Source organism: Nocardioides sp. NPDC059952 (assembly GCF_042730435.1).
Lineage (GTDB): Bacteria > Actinomycetota > Actinomycetes > Propionibacteriales > Nocardioidaceae > Nocardioides.
In genome coordinates this window covers 22328-45969 of record NZ_JBHWLY010000025.1, presented here as the reverse complement: position 1 = coordinate 45969, position 23642 = coordinate 22328, and the positions used below count along the sequence as shown (strand labels likewise).

The following is a 23642-nucleotide window of genomic DNA, read 5'->3' as shown; positions in this document are numbered from 1 at the left end:
CCTCACCCTTCCACTTCGGGCGCTCCTTGTAAGCGCCATTCACGAGGGGAACGGAGCGGGCGGCCGGATAACTACATGCTTCGGCGTACGACTTCGGCGTAGATTCCTGGCCGTGCTGAAGGCCTATGACGAGCAGTTGCGAACCGACGCCGAGACCACCGGGGCGGTGTCGGTGACCCGGCACGGACCGCTTCGCCTCGCGACCTTCGACGGCGGGCGAGGATTCATCTCCTACCAGGACCTCGACGGGTCCGACGCGGCCGGGATCGAGGAGCTGGTCGCCGCGGCGGTGGCGCACTTCGACGCCGACCCGGCGATCACGGAGGTCGAGTGGAAGACCCGCGGCCACGACCACGCCCCGGGCCTTCACGACGCGCTGCTGCGCCACGGCTTCGCGCCCGATGAGCCGGAGTCGATCATGGTCGGCGAGGCCCGGCTGCTGGCCGTCGACGTCCCGCTGCCCGACGGAGTGGGTCTGCGCACGATCACCAGCGAGCAGGACGTACGCGCCGCCAGCATCATGCAGGACGGGGTCTTCGGCTCACCGGCCTCGGAGGCTCGGGTCGCGAGCCAGCTGCGTGGGATCACGGCGGGGGAGAGCGAGATGTGGGTCGCGGAGGCGGACGGCGAGGTCCTGAGTGCCGGCCGGATCGACATGGTTCCGGGGACGGAGTTCGCCGGCATCTGGGGCGGAGCGACGCTGGAGAAGTGGCGCGGCCGCGGCATCTACCGCGCACTCACCGCCGCTCGCGCCCGCACCGCCATCGACCGGGGCAAGCGCTACATCCACAGCGACTCCACCGAGTTCTCCCGGCCGATCCTCGAGCGCTCGGGGCTGGTCAGGGTCGGCACCACGACGCCCTACGTCCGGCGCGGCTGATCAGTTCGGTGGCGCGAGCCGGCGGATCGGGTCGCCGGCCAGCCAGGCGGCGATGTCCTCGACGGCGCCGCCGTAGAAGCGGCGGTAGTTGTGCTCGGTGACGTAGCCGAGGTGCGGCGTCGCGACCACGTTCGGGAGGTGGCGCAGCACGTCGTCGGCGGGCAGCGGCTCGACGTCGTAGACGTCCAGGCCCGCTCCGGCGATGGTGCCGGAGCCGAGGTGGGCGACCAGCGCCTGGGTGTCGACCAGCCCGGCGCGCGAGGTGTTGACCAGGTGTGCGGTCGGCTTCATCGAGGCCAGGTCGGCGTGGCCGACGATGTGTCGCGTGGTCTCCGACAGGACGAGATGGAGCGAGACGATGTCGCTGGTCTCGAAGAGTGTGTGCTTCTCGACGGCGCGCACACCGAGCGGCTCGGCGCGCTCGGCGGTGAGGTGGGGGCTCCAGGCGATCACGTCCATCCCGAACGCCTGGCCGACGGCCGCGACCCGAGCGCCGATCTTGCCGAGCCCGAGCAGGCCGAGGGTCCGACCGTGCAGGTCGCTCCCGACGCTCTGCTGCCAGGCGTGGCCGGTCGCCTCGGTCACGATGTGGCGGGTCAGCGCGTGGATGAGCGCCCAGGTCAGCTCGACCGGCGGGTGCGGGCTCGACGGGGTGCCGCACACCGTGACCCCCAGCCGGGCCGCTGCGGCGAGGTCGATCGAGGCGTTGCGCATCCCGGTCGTGACCAGCAGCTTCAGCTTCGGCAGTCGTTCCAGGACGGTCGCCGGGAACGGCGTACGCTCCCGCATCGCCACCACGATCTCGGCATGCTTCAGCGCCCGGACGAGGGCGTCCGGCGCGAGATGCTCGCTCAGCGAGGTCACCTTGACGCCTTCGAGGGAGTCCCACGCGGCGTACGTCCTGGCCACGTCCTGGTAGTCGTCGAGAATCACGCAGCGCACGACGGCAACCTATCGGGTCCGTGTGCTTCTGCTCTGGGCAGATCTGCCTGCGGCAGATTCGCTGGTACGCGGCGGGGGAGTCCTTCAGAGTCGAAGACATGACCCAGACACCCATCTCGGCCGGGCCGCTCGACGAGCAGCTCACGGCGCGACTGCAGAACCAGAGGATCATCGTGCTCGGCCAGGAGGTGGACGACGCGATCGCCAACCGGATCTGCGCGCAGCTGCTCCTGCTCAGTGCCGAGGACCCGCACCGCGACATCTCCCTCTACATCAACTCACCGGGCGGCTCGGTGACCGCCGGGATGGCGATCTACGACGTGATGCACCTGATCCCCAACGATGTCTCCACGCTGGGGATGGGGATGGCGGCGAGCATGGGCCAGTTCCTGCTCACCGCGGGCACGCCGGGGAAGCGCTACGTCCTGCCGCACACCGAGGTCCTGCTGCACAAGGGGTCCGCGGGGATCGGCGGCTCGGCGGCCGACATCGAGGTGCAGGCCGCGCGGCTGGCGCGGATGACCGAGCAGATGCTGCGGATCACCGCCGCTCACACCGGCCAGAGCGTCGAGCAGATCGACCAGGACTCGCTGCGCGACCGGTGGTTCACCGCCGAGGAGGCGCGCGAGTACGGTTTCGTCGACGAGGTGCTCAACGACGTGCAGTCGGTGACGCCGGTGCAGCAGCGCAGCGCCGCCTTCGGTCTCACCGCAGCCGGGGGTGCCCGATGAGCTCCTACACGATCCCGTCGGTGATCGAGAAGACCCCACGTGGTGAGCGCGCACTCGATGTCTACAGTCGCCTGCTCTCGGACCGGATCGTCTATCTCGGTACGCCGATCGACGACGGTGTCGCCAACGTGGTGATCGCGCAGCTGATCCACCTGGAGTCGGACGCTCCGGACACCCAGATCGAGCTCTACCTCAACTCTCCGGGCGGTGACCCGACGGCGATGTTCGGCATCTACGACACGATGCAGTTCCTACGGTCGCCGGTCGCGACCACCTGCGTGGGCCAGGCGGCCGGTTCCGCCGCGGTGCTGCTGGCCGCGGGGGAGCCGGGGCGGCGTACGGTCCTCCCGCACGCGCGGGTCGTGCTGCAGCAGCCGGGCCAGGATGGTCAGCGGGGCGATGTCACCGACCTGCAGGTCGCGGCGAAGGAGATCGGCCGGGTGCGAGCCGAGATGGACGCGCTGCTGGCCCGCCACACCGGGCGCAGTGTCGAAGAGATCCACGCGGACACCGAGCGCGACCACGTCCTCGGAGCCGAGGAGGCGGTCGCGTACGGGCTGGCGGATGCGGTGCTGGAGAGCCGCAAGCTCACCTCCGTCTGAGGGTCAGGCGGCGAGAGCCAGGGGGCCGGAGGGGCGGGCGCCCGCGCGCAGGGTGCGGGTGACCCGCTCGGTGATGTCCACGAGGCCGAGGCCCAGCGCGCCGCCGACGGCCTCGAGCACCTCCGAGCTGGGCTCCTTGCGGCCGCGCTCGATCTCGGAGAGGTATTGCGTCGATACCCCGGCGTCGCCGGCGACGTCAGCGAGCGTGCGCTCCTGTCGCGCCCGCTCGCCGCGGATCACCTGGCCGGCGGCCTCTCGCCACAGCGGCGCCGGCTTGTCGGCGTCCGGCAGCGGATGGCCGGGAAATCTGATTACTTCACCCATGCCAACACACTAGCGCCGCGGGCGAGGGCGGTGTCGGCCGTTCGCGGCGGGCGAACACACGCCTTACCTGGGGTTATATCGGTCGAACGATAGATGGCGAGGACTTGCCAAGGACGTTCGACACTCCGATAGTGGTCGCACAGTTTCGATCTTTGTAGGTCTACTGTGCACGACCAGAGAACTTGTCGAGTCGTTGGTATCACGGGGGAATCGTGTTGCATCGCAAGCAGATCGCCTTGGCTGGAATGGCAACGGGACTGGCCATGACGAGCATCGGGATTGGTGGCCTGATCGTCGGCAACGCCGGAGCGGAAGAGCCAGGACACAGCTACGCCACGGATGAGAACGGGGTCAGCCTGATCTCGCCGGTCTCGCCGGTGGCGCCGCTGGAGAAGTCGTCCTCGACGCCGTCGCAGGCTGGTCCGCCCAGCCCGTTGGGTCCGGAGAGCAAGGATCCCGAGGTCGCCGAGCCGGTCCCGGCGAGCCCGCGGTCGGTCGAGGAGTCGGCCGGCGGGTCGATGTCCCCGGTCCCGGCGCGTCCCACTCAGGTGCCGTCAGAGCCGAGGCCGACGGGTAGGCCGACCGAGTCGCCGAGCGAGCCCGGCCAGTCGCCGAGCGAGAGCCCCAGCGACCCCAGCGAGTCGCCGAGCGACCCCAGCGAGTCGCCGAGCGACCCGACCGAGTCGCCGAGCGAGCCCAGCGAGTCGCCGAGCGAGAGCCCCACCGACTGAATCGGGCTCCCGAGCGCCGGTCTCGATGCCCCCGGGTGGGTAACGCTCGAGGCTGCGCTGCCCTACGCTGTGCGCCACACCACGCGCGGGGCGGGTACAGGGAGTCGAGTTGCAGAGCAAGCAGGTCGCCGTCGCAGGCATCCTGACCGGCGCGGTCATGACCGGTCTCGGGGTGGTCGTCCTTCTCGCCGGCCTGGCGGAGGCCGAGCGTCCCGATCCCGACCCGGCCACGGGTGTCGAGGACGTCGGGAACGCCTATCCCGACGTGGATCCGTTGCCGCCACTGCCTGGCTCGAGGCCGTCGAAGGAGCCCTCCGACGGCAGTGCGGCCCGTCCGCACGGCGCGGCGACCGATCCTGGCGGCGCGACGTACGGACCCGGGAAGTCCGACGCGTCGGCAACTGCCGACCCGGACCGACCGATCCCGTCGCGTGAGCCGGACGAGCCCGCCGGGACCGGTGGCTCGACGCCCACCTCCGGGCCCACGCGTACGGCAGAACCGGAGCCGACCGCCGAGCCGACCGAGTCGGCCGATCCGACCACGGATCCGACGCCGACGGAGACCGCGACCCCGCCTACGGAGCCGTAGTCACCAACCCCGCTCGCGCCACTCGGCGAGATGTCCACGCTCGGTGCCGAGCGTGGAGTCGTCGCCGTGGCCCGGGTAGAACCAGGTCTCGTCGGGGAGGGTGCCGAAGATCCGCTCCTCGACATCGTCGAGCAGCTGGGTGAAACGTACGGGATCCTGCTGCGTGTTTCCGACGCCTCCCGGGAATGCCGGGGGGTCGGAAAGGGTAATACAATGGACACCATGACCGACCGCCCACTTCGCGTCGTGTTGTACGCGCGCATCAGCGAGGACGCTACCGGCGAAGCGCTGAAGGTCGCCGACCAGTTGGAGCGGTGCCGCAAGAAGGCGGCCGACGAGGGTTGGGAGGTTGTCGCCGAGGAGACCGACAATGACATCTCCGCTCTCCGAGGCGACTATCGCCCCGGCTATGCCGAGGTGCTCCGGCTGGTCCGCCTCAGCAAGGTCGATCATGTTGTGGTCTGGCAGACGTCCCGCCTCATCCGTAATCGCCGGGAACGCGCCGAGGCCATCGAACTCTTTGCGCGTCAGCGGGTCGGCATCATCGCGGTCAAGGGCATCTCGTTCGACCTCTCGAACGCGTACGGTCGTGGGCAGGCTGGCCTCATGGGCGAGTTCGACACGATGGAGTCCGAGGTGAAGTCGGAGCGCATCATCGCGGCTGCGGCGCAGAGAGCCGAGAAGGGCCGCCCGTCCGGCGACCTCGGTTACGGCTGGCACAGGGAGGGTCGAGGGCGGGATGCGGTCTACACCGAGCATCCTCACGAGGCCGCCGTGATCCGCGAGATCGTCGACCGGCTCCTCGGCGGAGATAGCCTCCTCGCCGTGACCGACGACCTCAACCAGCGCGGGGAGCCGTCGCCGGAGGCCGCCTGGTGGGCGCGGCTCGACGACGAGGAACAGGAGCGCCGCCTGAAGAGCGGCCGGAAGGCACCATCGAGGTCATGGGGCAAGACGTCCGTCAAGAAGTTGGCGATCCGCAAGTCGAACATCGCGGTGCGTGTCCATCATCGGGGCCGTCCCGACGAGACCGAGTTCCCCGGCGCATGGCCGAGGATCGTCGACGAGGATAAGCATCACCGAGTGGTCGCCCTCCTCACGGACCCGCTCCGCCGGAAGAACGGCGGGGTCCTCGGCGAGCTCGGGGGTGTCGCCCGTCCCGGAGCTCGACGCCACCTCTTGTCCTGGGGTGTGGGGGTGTGCGGCGTCTGCGGTGGACGTCTTCGAGTCGCCACCAAGAAGGGCAAGTACGGCAAGCCGAACGTGCTCTACATGTGCGACGCGAAGGGGTGCGTTGGTCGCAACGAGGCGCGGGTCGACGAGGTGGTGCGCGCGGTCGTGATCGAGCGGCTGAGCCGCCCCGACGCCCTCGACGTCCTCCTGGGGGACGAGTCGGACGCCCGTATGTGGGCCGACCGGGTCGAATCCCTTCGGGCAAGGCTCAACGACGCGGCAGACAGTTACGCCGACGGCGAGATCACCCGTGACCAACTCCGTCGGATCACCGCCCGCTTGACCCCCGAACTAGACGAGGCGCGGGAGCAGGCGAGGGCTGCCGCACGAGCTCTCGACGTCGACCTCCTCGGCCCGCTGGCCGGACCGCAGGCGGAGGAGCGCTGGGACGCGATGAACGTCGTCCAGCGGCGGGCTGTACTGGAGGCCATCGGATGCCGGGTCATCATCAAGAAGGCTCGACGAGGACCGGGGTTCGATCCGATGTCGGTATCCGTCGCGACGGCTTGAGGCAGGTCCTCTTGTTCTCGAAATTTCTGTCACGATCCGCCCGTCTCGTTGTTGGATCGAGGTCCAACACCTAGGTAGGCTGAGGTCACTCATTCGGTTGAGGATTGCCCGCTTCGCCTTGGCGCTGGGGGTCGTGAAGCACCCGGCAACGATAGAGCCGGGCGGTCGTCGGAGGATCGACAACCCCGACTAGGCAACTGGATCCTGTAGCAAGGATGACGGGGCTAACCTCCCGCCTAAAGCCAAGAGGGCCTGAGCCGACGACGGGCAAACACCTAGGCAAAAGGGTGTGGCCGCCCGAAGATGACACATCTTCGGAGGACTCATGCCTGACGTTTCGACCAGCCCATTCGGGGACTGGAAACGTACCCGCTCGAAACTCGCCAACATCAAGAAGCGTGACCCGGACGCCGACGTCACCGAACTGCGCCAGCAGTTGAAGACCGAGCGCATGGCCGCGTACATCCGCGAGATGGTCGACGCGATGCCGCCGCTCACCGACGAACAGCGTGCCCGTCTCGCCGCTCTCTTCGGCGCGTCAGCCTCGACGGGAGGTGGCCGAGATGCCGCAGCCTGACGTGAAGCCCCCTGGAAACGGGAGAGGCCGCCCCCGGCAGGAGAACGGCCCCACGACCCCGACCACATCGAAGATCAAGCCCAGCCTAACGTCCACCCGGCCCCGTAGTCTCGGCTGCAACTGCGGTCATCTCGACGGTGAGCCGTGCGAGTACGACGTCCCGGCCGTGGACCGCTACCGGGCCCGCCTCGGGGTCGAGCCGGTTGGCCGGATCAACCCGGGGACCTGCCGATGCCAGCGAGCTTGCTGGGTGGGTAGCCGCGAGATGGGCAATGCCCGGTTCGTGTGCGTGTGCCGTGAGGGGGTGATCGCGTCGTGACCGGAGCCCTCGAAGTGCCGATGTCCAAGACCGAGGCCGAGAAGATCACGATGTCCATCAAGCTCCTCCTCGGGAGCTTGGCCGACGTCACCGACAAGGTCTTCGATCAGATCGAGAAGGCCGAGGCGGGGGATGCCTGGAAGGCCCTCGACTACCGGTCGTGGACGGCATACGTGACCGCCGAGTTCGGCGACGCTCTTCGCCGGCTCGACCGGGGCGGCCGGTTCCTCGCCATAGTCAGGATGCGCGAGCTGGGGATGTCGACCCGCGCCATCGGTGAGGTCGTCGGAGCCGGGAAGTCGACCGTTGCGAGAGAACTCGCAGGTGTCCCAAATGGGACACCTGGATCATCCGCAGGTGAGGAAAGTTCCTCACCTGAAGCCCCTGTGACCGGCAAGGACGGGAAGACCTACCCCCGCCGTAGGAAGCTCCAGGTGCTGCCGTCAGGTAAGCCGGATGCTGCCTCGACCGAGGACATGGGCCGGGCCGTCCCACCGGTCACGAAGCGAAAGTCGCCGGTCCGGAGGTCGTCGTCCCGTCGCCCTGTCGGTGTCCGGCTCCGGCAGGTTGTGGCTGAGGTCGACGGTATGGCCGAAGCCATCCTCACCGACGACGTCACCTTGGCCGACCTTGGTGTCGATGGCGACGTCGTCCTCCGACAGATGGACGAGGCGCTGGCGAAGTGGGCCCGGGTCCGCGACCTCCTCGCCGAAGGAGGCGACGATGCCTAGCCCGTTCGTGTGGGTCTACGACGACCCGGCCCGGGGAGCCGCCCTCCTCCGGGGAGCCCCCACCGAGCAGCTCCTCCGGGCTGCCCACCTAGAGGACCTCGCGCGCTGGTCCCACGGCGGCCACGGATGGGTCATCAGCCGAGTCCACCTCCCCGACCTCCTCGCCGCTGGCGACCTGACCGGGATCCGGTGTCGGTTCAAGGCGGTGACCTCATGACGTGGGTGAAGACCGGCACCGAGTTCCCCGCCGACGCCGCCAACGACAACCTGACCGATGCCGCCTACCGGACCCATCACGAGGTGATCACGTGGCTCTACGTGGTCGAGCGGATGGATTGCCGGATTCCGAAGCGTCTCGTCCGCAAGGTCGCCGGCTCCGACGAGTTCGAGATCGCGATCAAGGAGCTGCTCGCCCTCGGCTGGTGGCGTGACCGGGGTGAGGACTTCGAGGTGGTCCATCACGGTCTGGTGGTCCGTGGGTCACTCGGCGCACAGCAGAACAAGCGGGCCAAGGACCGTCGTGGGCAGCAGGCGTTCCGGGACCGCCAGAAGGACGGCGGTGATCCCCAGGAGTGACCGGTCGCGTCATCGATTACGTAAGCGATTACCCAGACAGACAGACAACCAATCAAGAGAAGCCAAGAACAGAAGAACTTCACGCGCACGCACGCGCGCGAGGGAACATCAGGAAGGAACAGGGTCAATGACCGACGACAACGACGACTACCCGTTCGGCCCTCGTCCACCCGAACACCTGCGACCGACCCCCGATCAGTTGCGGGCCCGGCTGCTGGCGATGAATGAGAACGCCGGGAAGGCCGCCGTCGATCCGGCCGCCGTGCATAGCTCGATCAAGTGGGGCGTGCTGCCTGTCCAGCTCGACCGTGCCGGGCTTGCCGAGGCCGACGTGCCGTGGCTGACCGTCGTTCACCCCAGAAGCGAAGGAGACCACCATGAGTAACCAGACCACCGACACCCCCGAGGACCCGCAGGCGTCCGCAGGCTCCCCGCAGCAGCCTGCTGAGGGCCCAGAGGTCCCCGAGGCCCCCCAGGAGGCCACCGAAGGCCAGCAGGAGCCGCAGGAGGACGACGACGGGAACCGGGAGGCTGCCCGATACCGTCGTAGGCTCCGCGACACCGAAGCCGACCGCGACCGGCTCGCCGTCCAGGTCGAGGCCCTCCAGCGAGCCGAGGTCGACCGGCTCGCCGACAAGGTCCACAACGTGAAGCCGGAGGCGCTGTGGGCCAGCGGGGCCACCCTCGCCGAGATGCTCACCGCCGCCGGCACCGTCGATCCGACCAAGGTCGCCGTCGCCGCCAACGCTGCTGAGCAGACCCTCGGCCTCAACCGGCGACGCGGCAACCGGGTCCCCAGCGAAGGACGACAGACCGCCTACCGGCCGACCCCGCCGAAGCCGACCTTCGCCGACGCGTTCACCACCACAGCATGGTCGGACGGTCCGGCGTAAGATCGTCCGCAGAGCAGGTACCCGGCCCGTGGCCGTCGCCCGCTCAACGTGAGGGCCCCCGAGGGGCACATAGGTCTTGGCCAGCGGCCGCCTGTGGATATTCATCCACCGGCGGCTGCTGTGGTTCTACCGGCGAGCCGTCGCCCCCTGAAAGGGAGACCGGCTCATGCCGCTCACCACCCCCGAAGCCGACGCCGCCTGGCGTCCCGATGAAGCCACCTTCGCTGCCGCCGACGCGATCCCCAAGGCGCTGGTCCTAGAGACCTCCACCGTCGCCGGGTTCGTCGACGGCGACGCCCCCAAGGTCCGAGTCGCCTGGGTCGACGACGCCGACGCCGGGTTCGTCCCCGAAGGAGACGAGATCCCCGAGGCCGTCCCCGACCTCGCCGAGGCCGTCATCGCGACCGGGAAGATCGCCCAACTCCTCGCCCCCTCCAACGAACTGTTCGGCCAGCCCGGTGCCAGCAACGCCCTCGCCGACTCCGTGGAGCGAGCCGTCACCAAGGCCGCCAACTTCGCCTACATCCAGCAGCCCGACCCCGGGGTGATCGACCAGACCCCACCGACCGGGATCCTCAACCAGGGGATCGTGGCCCTCGCCACCCCGGTGGCCGACACCCTCGACCCGCTCGTCGACCTCCAGGCGACCCTCGCCGAAGCCGGAGGCAACCCGACCCACATGGTTGTCTCCCCAACCGCCTGGGCCTCCCTGCGGAAGATCAAGCGGGCCACCGGCAGCGCCGAGTCCCTCCTCGGAGTCGGAGCCGACGACGCCCAGCGGGTCCTGTTGGACCTGCCCGTGCTCGTCTCCTCCGCTGTCCCCGCCGGGACCGGGCTGATCGTCGACAAGGCCGCGATCGTCTCCGCCGTCGGTGACGTCAAGATCGCCCGGAGCGAGCACGCCTACTTCGCCGCCGACCGGATGGGGCTGCGCTGCACCTTCCGGTTCGGAGCGAAGGTCGTACACCCCGATCGGGTCGGGTCCTTCACCGTCGCTGCCCCTGCCTAGGCCGACACCTCATGGCGCTCATCACCCCCGCCGACCTGGCCCCCTTCGCCGACATCGACGAGGCCCAGGCCGCTGCGATGATCGCCGACGCCACCGCGATGGCCGTCCTCGTCGCCCCCTGCCTCGGCGACGAGGACAGCCTCACCCCCGAACAGCAGGCCGCGACCAAGGCGATCCTGCGAGGCGCGATCCTGAGATGGAACGACACCGGCACCGGGGCGTTCCAGTCCCAGACCGCCGGGCCGTACACGGTGCAGTTGGACACCCGCCAGACCAGACGGGCCATGTTCTACCCCTCCGAGATCGAACAGTTGCAGGCCGTGTGCGCCGGTGGCGTCACCACAGGAGCGTTCACCGTCGACACCGCCCCCGGCTGGACGCCGTGGGACCCGGTCGCCGCCTGGCTCGCCGCCGCCGAGGAGTAGCCGCCCGGGAGTGTGGGGTCAACGTCACCAGTCGGCTGAACTCATGGGGTCCGACCGGAGCGAAGGGGGAACAACGGGAGGCTCCACCCGTACAGACCCACCTGCCCCACACCACCCCGTCCACCTGGTCACAGCCGCTTCACCGGCGGCGACCACGGCCACCCCAGGGGGAGGACCCCCAGCCCCCACCCCCGGCGGCCACCCCTTGGCATAGGGCTGAGACCCCCGCCAAGAAACCGTCGATCCCCCGAAACGACCCGAGAGGAGCCCCCAGATGACCGTCCTCGACCCCGATGACCGTGCCGAGAGGGCACTGGAACTTCACCTCGCTGGCCTGGGCTATGACCGGATCGCGGAGGTCCTGGGGTACGCCAACCGTGGCGGTGCGTTCAAGGCCGCACAGCGCGCTCTCACGGCCAGGAAACGACCGGGTGGGGCTCCGGCTGCCGGGGACGCCGACAGCGATCCTGTAGACGACGAGGAGGTCGCCCAGGTCACGTCGGAGATCGCCCGCCTCGACGCGATGCGAGTCGGGCTCTGGTCGAAGGCCCGGAAGGGTGACGTCCAAGCCGTCGACCGGGTGATCCGCATCGGGGAACGACAGATGGAGTTGCGTGAACTCCTCCGCCGCCGGACCCCTCCAGCCCCGGCTCCGGCGACGTCGCTGACCGACTTCGAGAAGCGGCTACGGGAACGGCAGCGCGACCTCGGCAGGGAGCCCGTACCGGAGTCGAGGTCGAGCCGATAGACCCGCCGGGTGCGTCAACGTCACCCCCGAAGAAGAGCCCGCAGGCTCCTTGGGCACCTCGGCGGACCGATGGTGGTCGTCGGCTTTCTCGGTCACGACGACGCCAGCGCACCCGGCAACCTGGGGCGGTAGGGGGTCATTCGAAGATTGGAATTCAGCTCCGGGTGGCGGTGAGCCGGGGCTCATGCGTTCGCTCGATGGTGGCAAAGTGAGGCTCATGAACCCACGACTCGGCACCGTGATTCTCCTCCTCGCCCTTCCGCTCCTCGCCGCCTGCGGAGGCGACGACGAACCCGCCGCTGACTGCCTCGACGCCACCAAGATCGCTCCTGCCATCGCGGGTAGCGCCAGCGGCGCGAAGATCACACCCGTCGAGGCCCAGGCCGTCCAGTCGGAGTCCTCCGACCTCTACTACGTCGCCATGAGCTTCACCATCGAGGGCGACGACGGCGAACCTGCCACGGGTGTGTGGATCACCGACAGCCTCGAACCCGACGCCTCCGCGATCATGTCCGTCGACGCCATGGCCAAGGAGTTCACGACCTGGCCCGACGCGGAGGAAGTCCACGAGATCAGCTACCCCAACGACAACACCGACGCCGCCGAGTCCTGCCTCTGACGTCCCGGTGGGCGCGTACCTAACGTGAAGGACGGACGCCCGCGTAGGTCACAGGCCCGGCGGGTGTGCTGGCAGCCTGCCCAGCATGAACAACGACGAACTGCTGGTGGACACGATCAAGAAGCTCGTGAATGTCACTGAAGGGCTTGCCGCCCGCGTGCAGGCGCTGGAGGACGAGTTCGCGAAGCGCGACAAGGCTGCGGCCAAGGCTCGTCGGGACCGGAAGCGAAGCTTCTAGGCCGCCAGCGCCCCCTAGGTAGCCGTCGGTCGAGGGCAGAAAACGTTGCCTTGCGGGTCCAGGCGTTCACCACCCACGTGCACGCCATTCACCGAGGCTCGGGCGCTCGACGCCGAGCGTGGAGTCGTTGCCGTGGCCCGGGTAGAACCAGGTGTCGTCCGGCAGGGGGCCGAAGACTCGTGCTTCGAGGTCGGCCATTAGGGAAGTGAAGTCCTCGGGAACTATTGTCCTTCCAGGACCCCCAGGGAAGAGGCTGTCGCCGGTCCACAGGTGGGGCGTGCCCTCGGGGTCGCGGTAGACGAGGGCGACCGACCCGGGCGTGTGCCCGCGCAGCGCGATCACCTCGAGGGTGCAGTCACCGACGGTGAGGGTGTCTCCGTGGGAGAGCGGGCGCGAGACGGGTACGCCGGTGGCCTCCGTGATCGCGGCGGCATCGGGCTCTCCGGCGAGCGTGGCGGCTCCGGTCGCGGCGACGACCTCTGCCAGGGCTCGGTGGTGGTCCCAGTGCTGGTGGGTGGTGACGACGGTGGCCAGCTCGTCACCGATGAGGGGGAGCAGGGTCTCGGGCTCGGCCGCGGCGTCGATGAGGAGCTGCTCGCCGGTGGACCGGCAGCGCAGCAGGTAGCAGTTGTTGGACATCTGGGCGTCGACGGCGACCTTCGTGACGGTCAGCCGGCCGAGCTCGCGCACGTCGGCCGGTCCGCCCGGTTTCACCGCGCCTGTATAAGTGGTAGGGGCATCGCTCATACGCCTATGCAAGCACGTCGGACCCGGTCAGAAGTAAAATGTCGGTGCTCCGTGAGAGGGTGCCATCTGGGAGTCTTCCCGGCGTCGTATGATGCGAACATCTGTTCGACGCGGTAGCGCGATGCGATAGCACTGGACGAGGAAAGAACGTGGCGGAGCAGCAGCTGATCATCCGGGGAGCCCGGGAGCACAACCTGAAAGACGTCTCCCTCGACCTGCCTCGGGACTCGATGATCGTGTTCACCGGCCTGTCCGGAAGTGGCAAGTCGAGCCTTGCGTTCGACACCATCTTCGCGGAGGGCCAGCGTCGCTACGTCGAGTCGCTGTCGGCCTACGCCCGACAGTTCCTCGGTCAGATGGACAAGCCCGACGTCGACTTCATCGAGGGGCTCTCCCCGGCGGTGTCGATCGACCAGAAGTCGACCTCGAAGAACCCGCGCTCGACGGTCGGCACCATCACCGAGGTCTACGACTACCTGCGTCTGCTCTATGCCCGGGCAGGGCGGCCGCACTGCCCGACCTGTGGCGCCCCGATCGAGCGGCAGACGCCGCAGCAGATCGTCGACCACGTGCTCGCGCTGGAGGAGGGGCGCCGCTTCCAGGTGCTGAGCCCGGTGATCCGGGCCCGCAAGGGGGAGTACGTCGAGCTCTTCAGCCAGCTGCAGCAGCAGGGCTACTCCCGGGTGCGCGTCGACGGCGAGACCCACCAGCTCGACGCGCCGCCGAAGCTGGAGAAGCAGAAGAAGCACACCATCGAGGTGGTCATCGACCGGCTCGCGGTCAAGGAGTCCTCCAAGCGACGGCTGACCGACTCGGTCGAGACCGCGCTGGAGCTGGCTGGCGGCCTGGTCGTCTTCGACTTCGTCGACAGTGGCGAGCAGATGAAGTTCTCCGAGCGGATGTCGTGCCCCAACGACCACCTGCTCGACACCGACGAGCTCGAGCCGCGGTCGTTCTCGTTCAACTCGCCCTTCGGTGCCTGCCCGGCCTGCACCGGCCTCGGCACCCGGATGGAGGTCGACCCGGAGCTGGTCGTCCCCAACCCGGCAGCCACGCTCGCCGAGGGCGCGCTGCAGCCCTGGTCCCAGGCCCACGTCGCCGAATACTTCCTGCGCCTCCTGGAGGCTCTCGGCGGTGAGCTCGGCTTCGACCTCGACACCCCGTGGGACGCGATCCCGACCGCCGGTCAGAAGGCGATCCTCGACGGTCACGGACGCAAGGTGCACGTGGTCTCGGTCAACCGCTACGGCCGGCGCCGCTCCTACGACGCCGAGTTCGAGGGCGTACGCCGGTGGGTGGAGCGACGCCACAAGGAGGCCGAGTCCGACACCACCCGGGAGCGCTTCGAGGGCTACATGCGCCAGGTGCCGTGCCCGACCTGCAAGGGCACCCGGCTCAAGCCGGTCTCGACCTCGGTGACGCTGGGGGAGCGGAGTGAGGGCGGTCTCAACATCGCCGAGCTGTGTGCGCTGCCGATCAACGAGGCCGCCGAGTGGCTCGACCAGGTCGAGCTCAGCGGCCGGGAGCGGCAGATCGCCGAGCAGGTGCTCAAGGAGATCCAGGCGCGGCTGCGCTTCCTGCTCGACGTGGGGTTGGACTACCTCTCCCTGGAGCGGCCCTCGGGCTCGCTCTCCGGCGGTGAGGCTCAGCGGATCCGGCTGGCGACCCAGATCGGGTCCGGTCTGGTCGGCGTGCTCTACGTGCTGGACGAGCCCTCCATCGGCCTCCACCAGCGCGACAACCACCGGCTGATCGAGACCCTCGAGCGGCTCAAGCGGCTCGGCAACACCCTGATCGTCGTCGAGCACGACGAGGACACCATCAAGGTCGCCGACTGGGTCGTCGACATCGGCCCCGGGGCCGGTGAGCACGGCGGTCAGGTGATCCACTCCGGCACGGTCTCCGAGCTGCTCGCCAACGAGCAGTCGGTGACCGGGCAGTATCTGGCCGGCCGCCGCGAGATCGCCGTCCCTGCCGTACGCCGCCCACGCACCGCCGGGCGCGAGCTGACCGTCCACGGTGCCAAGGAGAACAACCTCAAGGACATCGACGTCACCTTCCCGCTGGGGCTCTTCCTCGCGGTCACCGGCGTCTCCGGCTCGGGCAAGTCGACGCTCGTCAACGACATCCTCTACACCGCCCTGGCCAAGGAGTTCTACCGCGCCCGCACCGTTCCGGGCCGGCACACCAAGATCTCCGGCCTGGACAACGTCGACAAGGTGATCCACGTCGACCAGTCCCCGATCGGGCGCACACCGCGGTCCAACCCGGCCACCTACACCGGCGTCTTCGACCACATCCGCAAGCTCTTCGCCTCCACCCCGGAGGCCAAGATGCGCGGCTACCTGCAGGGCCGGTTCTCGTTCAACGTCAAGGGCGGCCGCTGCGAGGCCTGCTCCGGCGACGGCACGATCAAGATCGAGATGAACTTCCTGCCCGACGTCTACGTGCCCTGCGAGGTCTGCCACGGTGCGCGCTACAACCGCGAGACGCTCGAGGTGCACTACAAGGGCAAGTCGATCGCCGAGGTGCTCGACATGCCGATCGAGGAGGCGGTGGAGTTCTTCGCCGCGGTGCCCGCGATCGCGCGCCACATGAAGACGCTGGTCGAGGTCGGCCTGGGGTACGTGCGGCTGGGGCAGCCCGCGACCACCCTGTCCGGTGGTGAGGCGCAGCGCGTCAAGCTCTCCGCCGAGCTGCAGAAGCGCTCGACCGGCAAGACGCTCTACGTCCTCGACGAGCCCACCACCGGCCTCCACTTCGAGGACATCCGCAAGCTCATCGGGGTACTCTCCTCGCTGGTCGACAAGGGCAACACGGTGCTGGTCATCGAGCACAACCTCGACGTGATCAAGACCGCCGACTGGATCATCGACATGGGTCCGGAGGGCGGCAACCGCGGTGGCACCGTGATCGCAGAGGGCACCCCCGAGACAGTCGCTGTGACTCCCGGCAGCCACACCGGTGGCTTCCTCGCCCCGTTGCTCGACGGCAAGGCCGCCGAGCAGCCGCCGGACAAGCCGGTGAAGGCGAAGGCGGAGCCGGCCAAGAAGACGGCGGCCAAGAAGCCGGCGACGCGGAAGAAGGTCAGCGCCTCCTGACCCGAGATCGAGATTTGCCTGAAGGTTTGCGCTCGGCGGGCGACGTGCGAGGTCGGCGTGCCTATTCTGGGCGTCATGAGTGAATCTCGAATCACCCGCCGGAAGGTCGTAGGCGGGGCCGCGGTCACGGTCGTCGGTGTCCCGCTCCTCGCAGCGTGCGGCGGCAGCGACTCCGGCGGGACCGGTGGCGGCGACTCCGGGTCGACGGGTGACGGCCCGCTCGTCGCGACGAGCGAGGTCCCGGTCGGCGGCGGAGTGATCGTCGCCGACCGCAACCTGGTGGCCACCCAGCCGACCGAGGGCACGTTCAAGGTCTTCTCCGCGATCTGCACCCACCGCAGCTGCCCGGTCACGAAGGTCGCCGGCGGCACCATCGACTGCCCGTGCCACGGCAGCCGGTTCTCGATCGAGGACGGCTCGGTGACCCAGGGCCCGGCGACGAGTCCGCTGGAGGAGGTCGCCTTCGAGGTGACCGACGGAGAGATCGTCCCCAGCTGAGAGGTCGCCCGCGCGAGCCGAGACGTCGCTCCGGTCGGCCGAGGCTCCTCGGGAGGCTCAGGCGCGCGCGAGGGCCTGAGTCCGCCACAGCTCGTCGCGCGGGGAGCGACGGCGGTCGAGGCGGGCGTCGAGCAGCACCCGGGCCTCGTCCCAGCGGTCGGCGCGGAGCAGGGCGGCGATGCGTGCCTCCTCGATGATCTCGCGCTGTGCGTCGGAGCCGCCGAGGCGACGGATCGAGGGCGCGAGCGCCGCGAGCCGCTCGGCGGCGGCCGAGTTCTCGTCGCGGGCCATCAGCCCGAGCGCTTCGGCGAGCGGGGAGACGACGGTGGCCATGGTCGGATGTACGTGTCCGGCGGCCCATGACCTCAGCTCGTCGAGCGCACCGGCGTCGCCGGTGGCGAGGTGAGTGACCGCGGTGTGCATGGCCAGGAACGGCGTGGCGGGGCGGATCATCGTCTCGCGACCGGTGACGCGTACGACCTCGGCGATGTCGGGCACGTCGCGGGCGCCCGGTGTGAGCGCCCACCGGAAGAGCAGCGAGCCGGAGTCGACCAGCGCCCGGCAGCCCAGCGCGTGCCCGGGCTGGAGCTGGGTCTCATAGCGGCGGCGTACGGCTTCCAGGTCGCCGAGGGACAGCTCGTGCAGCGCGGCGTGCCAGGAGAAGTGGGAGAGCGAGTCGATCTGGGCGCCGTCGCCGAGCACCCATGAGGACATCCAGGTGAGTCCGGCCTCGTGGTCGCCGGTCTCGTAGTGGGCGTGTGCACGGGCGTGGGCGGAGTGACCGGCGCCGGGCTCCACCGCGAGCGACGCACAGGAGAGCGACATCGCGTCGTCGAAGCGGCGCTGCTCCTGGCGTACGAAAGCGAGCAGGCCGGCGAACCACCAGTCGGTGCCGTAGGCGGGCCTGGCGCGTTCGACGATCGCCCACGCCTCCTCGGGCACCTCGGTGGCCCCGGCGAAGGCGATGGTCGGCACCGCGGTCGAGAGCAGCAGAGCGTCTCGCGGGAAGGCCGCAAGGTGGTCGATCAGCGGCCGCGGGTTGCCGCCGATGTGGGCATCGACCGCGTGGACGTGGCTGCGCTCGCGCTCGGTCGCCCGTCGGGCGTGCAGCCGAGCCTGCTTCAGGCGAGCGCCGACGTCGACGGGCGCGCACATCTCGTGGCCGAGCAGCGCCAGTGCGGCGTGTCCGAGCGCGAACGTCGGGTCGAGGACGATCGAGGCCGCGAAGGAGGCGAGGGCGCCGTCCCGTAGACGGAGCACGTCGAGCAGCCCCTGGGAGTAGGCCAGGGCAGCTTCGTCACTGGTGGTCAGCGCGTATCCGTAGCGGTCACGACAAGGCACATAACCATACTAGACCACTAGACTTTAAAACCCGGCCTCGCGTGGCCGATTTCCCCAGACTCAGGGAGCCGGGAGCTCCCCGGAGCCCCGGGGGATCAGCCGAGCACCGATGGTGACCGTCTGGGGCGGTCCTGCGGTGTCGCCGGCGATACGCTGGAAGAGGAGTCGCGCGGCGGCCGCGCCCATGGCACCTGGGTCCTGTGCGACGACGGTGAGCCCTGGCTGGAGAAGATCACCGAGCTCGACGTCGTCGAACCCGACCAGGGCCAGTCGGGTGGAGCGCCGGGCCAGCTCGCGCAGGACGCTGACGGTGGTGCGGCTGTTGCCGCACAGCAGCGCGGTCGCCGGCGAGGGCCCGGTGAGGAGCTGGTCCAGCGCGTCGGCGGTCGAGGCGGGCGAGGGCGGTGCCTGGGTGACGAGCTCCTCGGCGAACTCGATCCCGGCGGACGCCAGCGCCTCGCGGTAGCCGCGGAGCCGCTCACCGGCGGTATAGATCTCGGGTGCGTCGCCGATGAAGCCGATGCGGCGATGTCCGTGGGAGAGCAGATGCTCCACGCCGCGCCGGCTGCCACCGCGGTTGTCGGTGAGGATCATGTCGGCCTCGATGTCGCCGGGCGGGCGGTCGACGAACACGACCGGGATGCCGGCCCGCATCTCGGGGAGGAGGTAGGAGTGGCTGGTGCCGGCCGGCACGACGATCAGTCCGTCGACGCGCCGCTCGCAGAAGGCGAGGGCGAGCTCGCGCTCCCGGTCGGCGTCCTCGGCCGAGGAGCCGGCGAAGACCATCGTGCCGTGCTCCCGGGCCACCTCCTCGACCGCGCGGGACAGGATCGAGTAGAACGGGTCGGCGACATCCTCGAGCAGCAGCCCGACAGTGCCTGACCGTCCCTGCCGGAGATCGCGGGCGCTGGCGTTGCGACGGAACCCGAGCTCGGCGATCGACTCGAGCACGGCCGCGCGCAGGTCGTCGTTGACGTTCGACTCGCCGTTGACCACCCGCGAGACGGTCTTCAGGCTCACCCCGGCCGCGGCCGCGACGTCCTTCATGGTCGGTCGGCGCTGCTGGCGGGTCTGCTCGGACGGGGGTGATGCCACGTGCTCAGCGTAGACGTCGATCCGAGCGCGACAACGATGTCTCGATTCTTTCCGTGTGTCGGCACAGAGAGCCGGGATTCCACGGCGTGTGCGCGTAAATCCTTCCCAAACGTCGTTGACAACGTTGTCATCTCACGGTTCCATCTGGGATGGCCCCCATGTGAAGGAGATCACACCGATGCATCGTTGGGACGTACCACGCAGAACGAGAGGCCGGGCCCGCCTGGCCGCGATGATCGCCGCGACGGCGGCGCTGATGGTCGCGATGAGCGGCACCGCACCCGCGCTCGCGACGCCGGAGGCACCTGAGCCCTCGGCTCCGAAGAGCGACACCGCCGACCCCCAGCGGGCCGCCGAGGGCGGTGACTGGGCGACCTCGTTCGAGGAGGACGATCCGCAGCCCACCTGGGCCGACCTCGTCGACACCGATGACGACGGTGACCCCCGCACCGCGGGCGTCACCGGACCCGACCCCTTCGGCATCCCCGGCGACATCTCCGAGCACATCACCGGCGTCACCGCCAGCGGAGAGAACACCGGCTCGGGCGAGGGGGCCGCCGAGCTCGTCGACGGCGACATCAACACCAAGTGGCTCACCTTCGCGACCACCGGCTGGGTGCAGATCGAGCTCGACCAGCCCGTCAGCGTCGTGAAGTACGCCCTGACCTCGGCCAACGACGCCGCCGAGCGCGACCCCAAGGACTGGGTGGTCCAGGGCTCCATCGACGGTCAGGCCTGGACCACCGTCGACACCCGTACCGGCCAGTCCTGGGACGAGCGCTTCCAGACGCGAGAGTTCGAGATCGCGTCGCCGCAGGCGTACTCCTACTACCGCATCGACATCTCCGCCAACCAGAGCGGCGGCCTCATCCAGCTCGCCGAGTGGCAGCTCTCCGACGGCTCCGAGCCCCCGCCGCCGCTGAAGAACATGACCAGCCACCCCGACGACGGCCCCGCCTCGGCGTACGCGGCGAAGTCGAAGGTCGGCTTCACCGGCGTGCACGCCTTCGAGTACGCCGGCAAGATCACCGCGGACAAGGGTCATTCCTACAACCGGGTCTTCGACGTGGACATCCCGGTCGGAAAGCAGACCGAGCTGTCCTACCTGGTCTTCCCGGAGTTCATCGAGGGTGATCTGAGCTACCCGAGCACCTACACGGCCGTGGACCTGGCCTTCACCGACGGCACCCTGCTCTCGGAGCTGGGCGCCCTCGACGCGCAGGGCTACGTACTGTCCCCGGAGGGCCAGGGCGAGTCGAAGTCGCTCTACACCAACCAGTGGAACAAGAAGACCTCCGTCATCGGCGAGGTCGCGGCCGGAAAGACGATCGACCGGATCCTGGTCGCCGTCGATGCCCCGAGCGGCCCGACGAAGTTCCGTGGCTGGTACGACGACATCGCGATCACCGCCTCCCCGGATGAACCGCAGGTGACCAGCCGCGTCGACTACGCCGTCACCACCCGCGGCACCCAGTCGAGCGGCAGCTTCTCGCGAGGCAACAACATCCCGGCGACAGCGGTCCCGCACGGCTTCAACTTCTGGGCGCCGATGACCAACGCGGGCTCGCTGTCGTGGTTCTACCGCTACCACCAGGACAACGACGCGCAGAACCGGACCAGCCTGCAGGCGCTGACGCTGAGCCACGAGACCAGCCCGTGGATGGGCGACCGGCAGACGTTCCAGGTGATGCCGTCGGCCGCCGAGGGCACCCCCGACCCGGGCCGCAACGCGCGCAGGCTCACCTTCGAGCACGCCAACGAGACCGCGCGGCCCTACTACTACAAGGTCGACTTCGACAACGGCCAGCGAGCCGAGATCGCACCGACCGACCACGCGGCGATGTTCCGGTTCACCTACCCCGGCGACTCCGCGAAACTGGTGTTCGACAACGTCAACAACGACGGCGGGCTGACGCTCGACCCGGCGGCCGGGACCCTGCAGGGCTTCACCGACACCCGCAGCGGTCTGTCGAACGGCGCCACCCGGATGTACGTCTACGCGACCTTCGACCAGCCCGTCACCGGCGGCGGCAAGTACGCCACCGGCGAGCGCCCGAACGTACAGGGTCACCTCGAGTTCGACGCCGGTGCGGACAGGACGGTGACGATGCGCATCGCCACCAGCCTGATCGGCGTCGACCAGGCCCGGAAGAACCTGGAGCTCGAGATCGCCGACGACGACTTCGAGACGGTCAAGGACGACGCCAAGGCGCTGTGGCAGGACAAGCTCGACGTCCTCGACATCCAGGGCGCGACCAAGGACCAGAAGACGACCGTCTACTCCAACCTCGCCCGGCTCTTCCTCTACCCCAACTCGGGCCACGAGAACACCGGCACCGCCGACGAGCCGGTCTGGAAGCACGCCGTCCAGTCGACCTCCGGTGACACCAACCCGCCTGGCACCACGCCTACCCATACCGGAGCCGACATCGTGGACGGCAAGGTCTATGTGAACAACGGCTTCTGGGACACCTACCGCACCACCTGGGCGGCCTACTCGCTCCTGGAGCCGAGCCAGGCGGCCGAGATGGTCAACGGCTTCGTGCAGCAGTACAAGGACAACGGCTGGATCTCGCGCTGGTCCTCGCCGGGCTACGCCAACCTGATGACCGGCACCAGCTCGGACGTCTCCTTCGCCGACGCCTACGTCAAGGGGGTGAAGGGGATCGACGCCGAGGCCGCCTATGCGGCCGCGGTGAAGAACGCCACCGTCCGGCCTCCGGGCTCCGCGACCAACTCCAACGTCGGCCGCAAGGGCATGCAGACCTCGGTGTTCCTCGGCTACACCCCGGCGGCCGTGAGCGAGGGCGTCTCCTGGGGGCTCGAGGGCTACATCAACGACTACGGCGTCGGAAACATGGCCGCGAAGCTCGCCCGGCGCGACGGGATCTCCGCCGCCGAGCGGAAGCGGCTGCGAGAGGAGTCGGAGTACTTCCTCAGCCGGGCCCGCAACTACGTCAACACCTTCGACACCAAGGTGGGCTTCTTCCAGGGCCGCAACGCCGACGGCACCTTCAAGAAGTCGCCGGCGGACTACAACCCGCTGGTGTGGGGCAGCGACCACGACTACACCGAGACCAACGGATGGAACTTCGCGTTCCACACCCCGCAGGACGGCCAGGGCCTGGCCAACCTCTACGGCGGTCGCGGCGGGCTCGCGAAGAAGCTGGACACCTTCTTCTCCACGCCGGAGACGGGGGAGTACCCGGGCTCCTACGGCGGCATCATCCACGAGATCCGTGAGGCCCGCGACGTACGCATGGGGCAGTGGGGCTTCTCCAACCAGGTCAGCCACCACATCCCGTGGATGTACAGCTACACCGGCCAACCCTGGAAGACGCAGGAGGTCGCCCGCGAGACGCTGCGCCGGATGTACACCGGCTCCGAGATCGGGCAGGGCTACGCCGGTGACGAGGACAACGGCGAGACCTCGGCGTGGTACCTCTTCGCCTCCCTGGGCCTCTACCCGCTCCAGATGGGCAGCGAGAACCTCGTGCTCGGCTCGCCGCAGTTCACCAAAGCCACCCTCCACCTCGAGGGTGGCAAGGACCTGGTGATCAAGGCACCGAAGAACAGCAACAGGAACATCTACGTCCAGGGCGTCAAGATCGACGGCAAGAGGTGGGACAAGACGTACGTCGCCCACCAGGAGCTCGTCGACGGCGGCACCATCGAGTTCGACATGGGCTCGAAGCCGTCCCGCTGGGGCACCTCGCCCAGCGCCGTCCCGCCGTCGCTGACCACCGGCTCGGAGCCGGCCACGCCTCTCGCCGACAAGTCCGGTGCCGGCAAGGGCATCGTGTCGGCCAGCGGCAGCGACGGCGAGACGCTGGTCGACAACGACTCCGGGACGCAGACGACCGTGGCCGGTGACGGGTGGGTGGAGTACCAGTTCTCGGGGACCAAGGTGCCGGTGTCCTTCTACACCCTCACCAACGGCGCCGAAGGTGGCTCGCCGAGCGGCTGGGTCGTCAAGGGCTCCAACGACGGCACCGACTGGAAGGTCCTCGACCGGCGCTCGGGTGAGAAGTTCGACTGGCAGCAGGCCACCCGGCCGTTCAAGCTCGAGTCGGCGTCGAAGTTCAGCCGCATCCGGATCGAGTTCACCGGCTCGGCCGACGAGCAGATCAACCTCTCGGAGGTGGAGCTGCTCGGTTAGGATCGAGGCCTTCAGGCCGAATCT

At 69.1% G+C, this 23642-nt stretch carries 26 protein-coding genes; 19 read left to right on the top strand and 7 right to left on the bottom strand.

Annotated features, from left to right (window positions below; translation table 11 throughout):
• The first annotated feature begins 112 nt into the window (after positions 1–112).
• Entirely contained in the window at positions 113–880 is a 768-nt protein-coding gene (locus tag ACFV9G_RS13680; protein ID WP_378728008.1) for a GNAT family N-acetyltransferase, read from the top strand.
• On the opposite strand, the gene ACFV9G_RS13675 is transcribed toward ACFV9G_RS13680, so the two are convergent.
• Positions 881–1822: a D-2-hydroxyacid dehydrogenase family protein gene (locus ACFV9G_RS13675; RefSeq protein ID WP_378728007.1), complete on the bottom strand. Its 942-nt coding sequence runs from the start codon at positions 1820–1822 to the stop codon at positions 881–883. It lies immediately after the preceding gene.
• Between the two features lie 47 nt (positions 1823–1869).
• Here ACFV9G_RS13675 and ACFV9G_RS13670 point away from each other — a divergent pair, with 47 nt between their 5' ends.
• The gene (locus tag ACFV9G_RS13670) at positions 1870–2553 is read left to right on the top strand and encodes a ClpP family protease (protein WP_378728036.1); all 684 of its coding nucleotides are present in this window, start codon (positions 1870–1872) and stop codon (positions 2551–2553) included.
• On the top strand, positions 2550–3155 hold the full coding sequence (locus ACFV9G_RS13665) for a ClpP family protease (protein ID WP_378728006.1): 606 nt from the start codon (positions 2550–2552) through the stop codon (positions 3153–3155). The genes ACFV9G_RS13670 and ACFV9G_RS13665 overlap by 4 nt, the downstream gene beginning before the upstream one ends.
• A 3-nt stretch (positions 3156–3158) precedes the next feature.
• Here ACFV9G_RS13665 and ACFV9G_RS13660 read toward each other — a convergent pair whose 3' ends face one another.
• From ACFV9G_RS13660 to ACFV9G_RS13650, 3 genes are all read right to left on the bottom strand, one after another.
• Entirely contained in the window at positions 3159–3479 is a 321-nt protein-coding gene (locus ACFV9G_RS13660) for a helix-turn-helix domain-containing protein (protein ID WP_378728005.1), read from the bottom strand.
• A gap of 328 nt (positions 3480–3807) precedes the next feature.
• Positions 3808–4023 carry a hypothetical protein gene (locus ACFV9G_RS13655; protein ID WP_378728004.1) on the bottom strand — a complete coding sequence of 72 codons (216 nt, stop codon included), beginning with the start codon at positions 4021–4023 and terminating at the stop codon, positions 3808–3810.
• Positions 4024–4203, bottom strand: a complete 180-nt coding sequence (locus ACFV9G_RS13650) for a hypothetical protein (protein WP_378728003.1) — start codon at positions 4201–4203, stop codon at positions 4024–4026.
• 116 nt (positions 4204–4319) lie between these two features.
• Between ACFV9G_RS13650 and ACFV9G_RS13645 the strand changes: the two genes are divergently transcribed.
• From ACFV9G_RS13645 to ACFV9G_RS13585, 13 genes are all read left to right on the top strand, one after another.
• Positions 4320–4799, top strand: a complete 480-nt coding sequence (locus tag ACFV9G_RS13645; protein WP_378728002.1) for a hypothetical protein — start codon at positions 4320–4322, stop codon at positions 4797–4799.
• Between the two features lie 222 nt (positions 4800–5021).
• Positions 5022–6542 carry a recombinase family protein gene (locus ACFV9G_RS13640; protein ID WP_378728001.1) on the top strand — a complete coding sequence of 507 codons (1521 nt, stop codon included), beginning with the start codon at positions 5022–5024 and terminating at the stop codon, positions 6540–6542.
• 325 nt (positions 6543–6867) lie between these two features.
• Positions 6868–7119, top strand: coding sequence for a hypothetical protein (locus ACFV9G_RS13635; RefSeq protein ID WP_378728000.1), 252 nt, complete (start codon positions 6868–6870; stop codon positions 7117–7119).
• A 315-nt stretch (positions 7120–7434) separates the two neighbouring features.
• Complete coding sequence (locus ACFV9G_RS13630) at positions 7435–8169, top strand: hypothetical protein (protein WP_378727999.1); 735 nt, start codon at positions 7435–7437, stop codon at positions 8167–8169.
• A complete protein-coding gene (locus tag ACFV9G_RS13625) occupies positions 8162–8386 on the top strand; it encodes a hypothetical protein (RefSeq protein WP_378727998.1) in 225 nt (74 codons plus the stop codon). The genes ACFV9G_RS13630 and ACFV9G_RS13625 overlap by 8 nt, the downstream gene beginning before the upstream one ends.
• Positions 8383–8745 (top strand): hypothetical protein, encoded by a 363-nt coding sequence (locus ACFV9G_RS13620; protein WP_378727997.1) that lies wholly within the window; start codon positions 8383–8385, stop codon positions 8743–8745. The genes ACFV9G_RS13625 and ACFV9G_RS13620 overlap by 4 nt, the downstream gene beginning before the upstream one ends.
• A gap of 127 nt (positions 8746–8872) precedes the next feature.
• Positions 8873–9130, top strand: coding sequence for a hypothetical protein (locus ACFV9G_RS13615; RefSeq protein ID WP_378727996.1), 258 nt, complete (start codon positions 8873–8875; stop codon positions 9128–9130).
• Complete coding sequence (locus tag ACFV9G_RS13610) at positions 9123–9638, top strand: hypothetical protein (protein ID WP_378727995.1); 516 nt, start codon at positions 9123–9125, stop codon at positions 9636–9638. Before ACFV9G_RS13615 ends, ACFV9G_RS13610 begins: the two co-directional genes overlap by 8 nt.
• 166 nt (positions 9639–9804) lie before the next feature.
• Positions 9805–10647, top strand: a complete 843-nt coding sequence (locus ACFV9G_RS13605) for a phage major capsid protein (RefSeq protein ID WP_378727994.1) — start codon at positions 9805–9807, stop codon at positions 10645–10647.
• 11 nt (positions 10648–10658) lie between these two features.
• The gene (locus tag ACFV9G_RS13600) at positions 10659–11072 is read left to right on the top strand and encodes a hypothetical protein (protein ID WP_378727993.1); all 414 of its coding nucleotides are present in this window, start codon (positions 10659–10661) and stop codon (positions 11070–11072) included.
• A gap of 274 nt (positions 11073–11346) precedes the next feature.
• Positions 11347–11820 carry a hypothetical protein gene (locus ACFV9G_RS13595; protein ID WP_378727992.1) on the top strand — a complete coding sequence of 158 codons (474 nt, stop codon included), beginning with the start codon at positions 11347–11349 and terminating at the stop codon, positions 11818–11820.
• Between the two features lie 217 nt (positions 11821–12037).
• Positions 12038–12439 carry a hypothetical protein gene (locus ACFV9G_RS13590; protein WP_378727991.1) on the top strand — a complete coding sequence of 134 codons (402 nt, stop codon included), beginning with the start codon at positions 12038–12040 and terminating at the stop codon, positions 12437–12439.
• An 85-nt stretch (positions 12440–12524) separates the two neighbouring features.
• Positions 12525–12677: a hypothetical protein gene (locus tag ACFV9G_RS13585; protein ID WP_378727990.1), complete on the top strand. Its 153-nt coding sequence runs from the start codon at positions 12525–12527 to the stop codon at positions 12675–12677.
• 66 nt (positions 12678–12743) lie between these two features.
• On the opposite strand, the gene ACFV9G_RS13580 is transcribed toward ACFV9G_RS13585, so the two are convergent.
• Entirely contained in the window at positions 12744–13424 is a 681-nt protein-coding gene (locus ACFV9G_RS13580; protein WP_378727989.1) for an MBL fold metallo-hydrolase, read from the bottom strand.
• Between the two features lie 149 nt (positions 13425–13573).
• Between ACFV9G_RS13580 and uvrA the strand changes: the two genes are divergently transcribed.
• Positions 13574–16525 (top strand): excinuclease ABC subunit UvrA, encoded by a 2952-nt coding sequence (uvrA, locus tag ACFV9G_RS13575; RefSeq protein ID WP_378727988.1) that lies wholly within the window; start codon positions 13574–13576, stop codon positions 16523–16525.
• 75 nt (positions 16526–16600) lie between these two features.
• Positions 16601–17023: a Rieske (2Fe-2S) protein gene (locus ACFV9G_RS13570; RefSeq protein ID WP_378727987.1), complete on the top strand. Its 423-nt coding sequence runs from the start codon at positions 16601–16603 to the stop codon at positions 17021–17023.
• A gap of 57 nt (positions 17024–17080) precedes the next feature.
• On the opposite strand, the gene ACFV9G_RS13565 is transcribed toward ACFV9G_RS13570, so the two are convergent.
• Together ACFV9G_RS13565 and ACFV9G_RS13560 are read right to left on the bottom strand one after the other, a co-directional pair.
• Positions 17081–18364, bottom strand: coding sequence for a pyridine nucleotide-disulfide oxidoreductase (locus ACFV9G_RS13565; protein WP_378727986.1), 1284 nt, complete (start codon positions 18362–18364; stop codon positions 17081–17083).
• A gap of 60 nt (positions 18365–18424) precedes the next feature.
• Complete coding sequence (locus ACFV9G_RS13560) at positions 18425–19459, bottom strand: LacI family DNA-binding transcriptional regulator (protein WP_378727985.1); 1035 nt, start codon at positions 19457–19459, stop codon at positions 18425–18427.
• A gap of 178 nt (positions 19460–19637) precedes the next feature.
• On the opposite strand from ACFV9G_RS13560, the gene ACFV9G_RS13555 reads away from it, so the two are divergent.
• Positions 19638–23618 carry a GH92 family glycosyl hydrolase gene (locus tag ACFV9G_RS13555; protein ID WP_378727984.1) on the top strand — a complete coding sequence of 1327 codons (3981 nt, stop codon included), beginning with the start codon at positions 19638–19640 and terminating at the stop codon, positions 23616–23618.
• Positions 23619–23642 lie beyond the last annotated feature (24 nt).

Excerpts from the sequence above, each read along its gene's own strand:
- ACFV9G_RS13665 (WP_378728006.1), top strand. The coding sequence starts at position 2,550 with ATGAGCTCCTACACGATCCCGTCGGTGATCGAGAAGACCCCACGTGGT.
- ACFV9G_RS13660 (WP_378728005.1), bottom strand. The coding sequence starts at position 3,479 with ATGGGTGAAGTAATCAGATTTCCCGGCCATCCGCTGCCGGACGCCGAC.
- ACFV9G_RS13640 (WP_378728001.1), top strand. The coding sequence starts at position 5,022 with ATGACCGACCGCCCACTTCGCGTCGTGTTGTACGCGCGCATCAGCGAG.
- ACFV9G_RS13635 (WP_378728000.1), top strand. The coding sequence starts at position 6,868 with ATGCCTGACGTTTCGACCAGCCCATTCGGGGACTGGAAACGTACCCGC.
- ACFV9G_RS13625 (WP_378727998.1), top strand. The coding sequence starts at position 8,162 with ATGCCTAGCCCGTTCGTGTGGGTCTACGACGACCCGGCCCGGGGAGCC.
- ACFV9G_RS13620 (WP_378727997.1), top strand. The coding sequence starts at position 8,383 with ATGACGTGGGTGAAGACCGGCACCGAGTTCCCCGCCGACGCCGCCAAC.
- ACFV9G_RS13615 (WP_378727996.1), top strand. The coding sequence starts at position 8,873 with ATGACCGACGACAACGACGACTACCCGTTCGGCCCTCGTCCACCCGAA.
- ACFV9G_RS13610 (WP_378727995.1), top strand. The coding sequence starts at position 9,123 with ATGAGTAACCAGACCACCGACACCCCCGAGGACCCGCAGGCGTCCGCA.
- ACFV9G_RS13605 (WP_378727994.1), top strand. The coding sequence starts at position 9,805 with ATGCCGCTCACCACCCCCGAAGCCGACGCCGCCTGGCGTCCCGATGAA.
- ACFV9G_RS13600 (WP_378727993.1), top strand. The coding sequence starts at position 10,659 with ATGGCGCTCATCACCCCCGCCGACCTGGCCCCCTTCGCCGACATCGAC.
- ACFV9G_RS13595 (WP_378727992.1), top strand. The coding sequence starts at position 11,347 with ATGACCGTCCTCGACCCCGATGACCGTGCCGAGAGGGCACTGGAACTT.
- ACFV9G_RS13590 (WP_378727991.1), top strand. The coding sequence starts at position 12,038 with ATGAACCCACGACTCGGCACCGTGATTCTCCTCCTCGCCCTTCCGCTC.
- ACFV9G_RS13585 (WP_378727990.1), top strand. The coding sequence starts at position 12,525 with ATGAACAACGACGAACTGCTGGTGGACACGATCAAGAAGCTCGTGAAT.
- ACFV9G_RS13580 (WP_378727989.1), bottom strand. The coding sequence starts at position 13,424 with ATGAGCGATGCCCCTACCACTTATACAGGCGCGGTGAAACCGGGCGGA.
- ACFV9G_RS13570 (WP_378727987.1), top strand. The coding sequence starts at position 16,601 with ATGAGTGAATCTCGAATCACCCGCCGGAAGGTCGTAGGCGGGGCCGCG.
- ACFV9G_RS13555 (WP_378727984.1), top strand. The coding sequence starts at position 19,638 with ATGCATCGTTGGGACGTACCACGCAGAACGAGAGGCCGGGCCCGCCTG.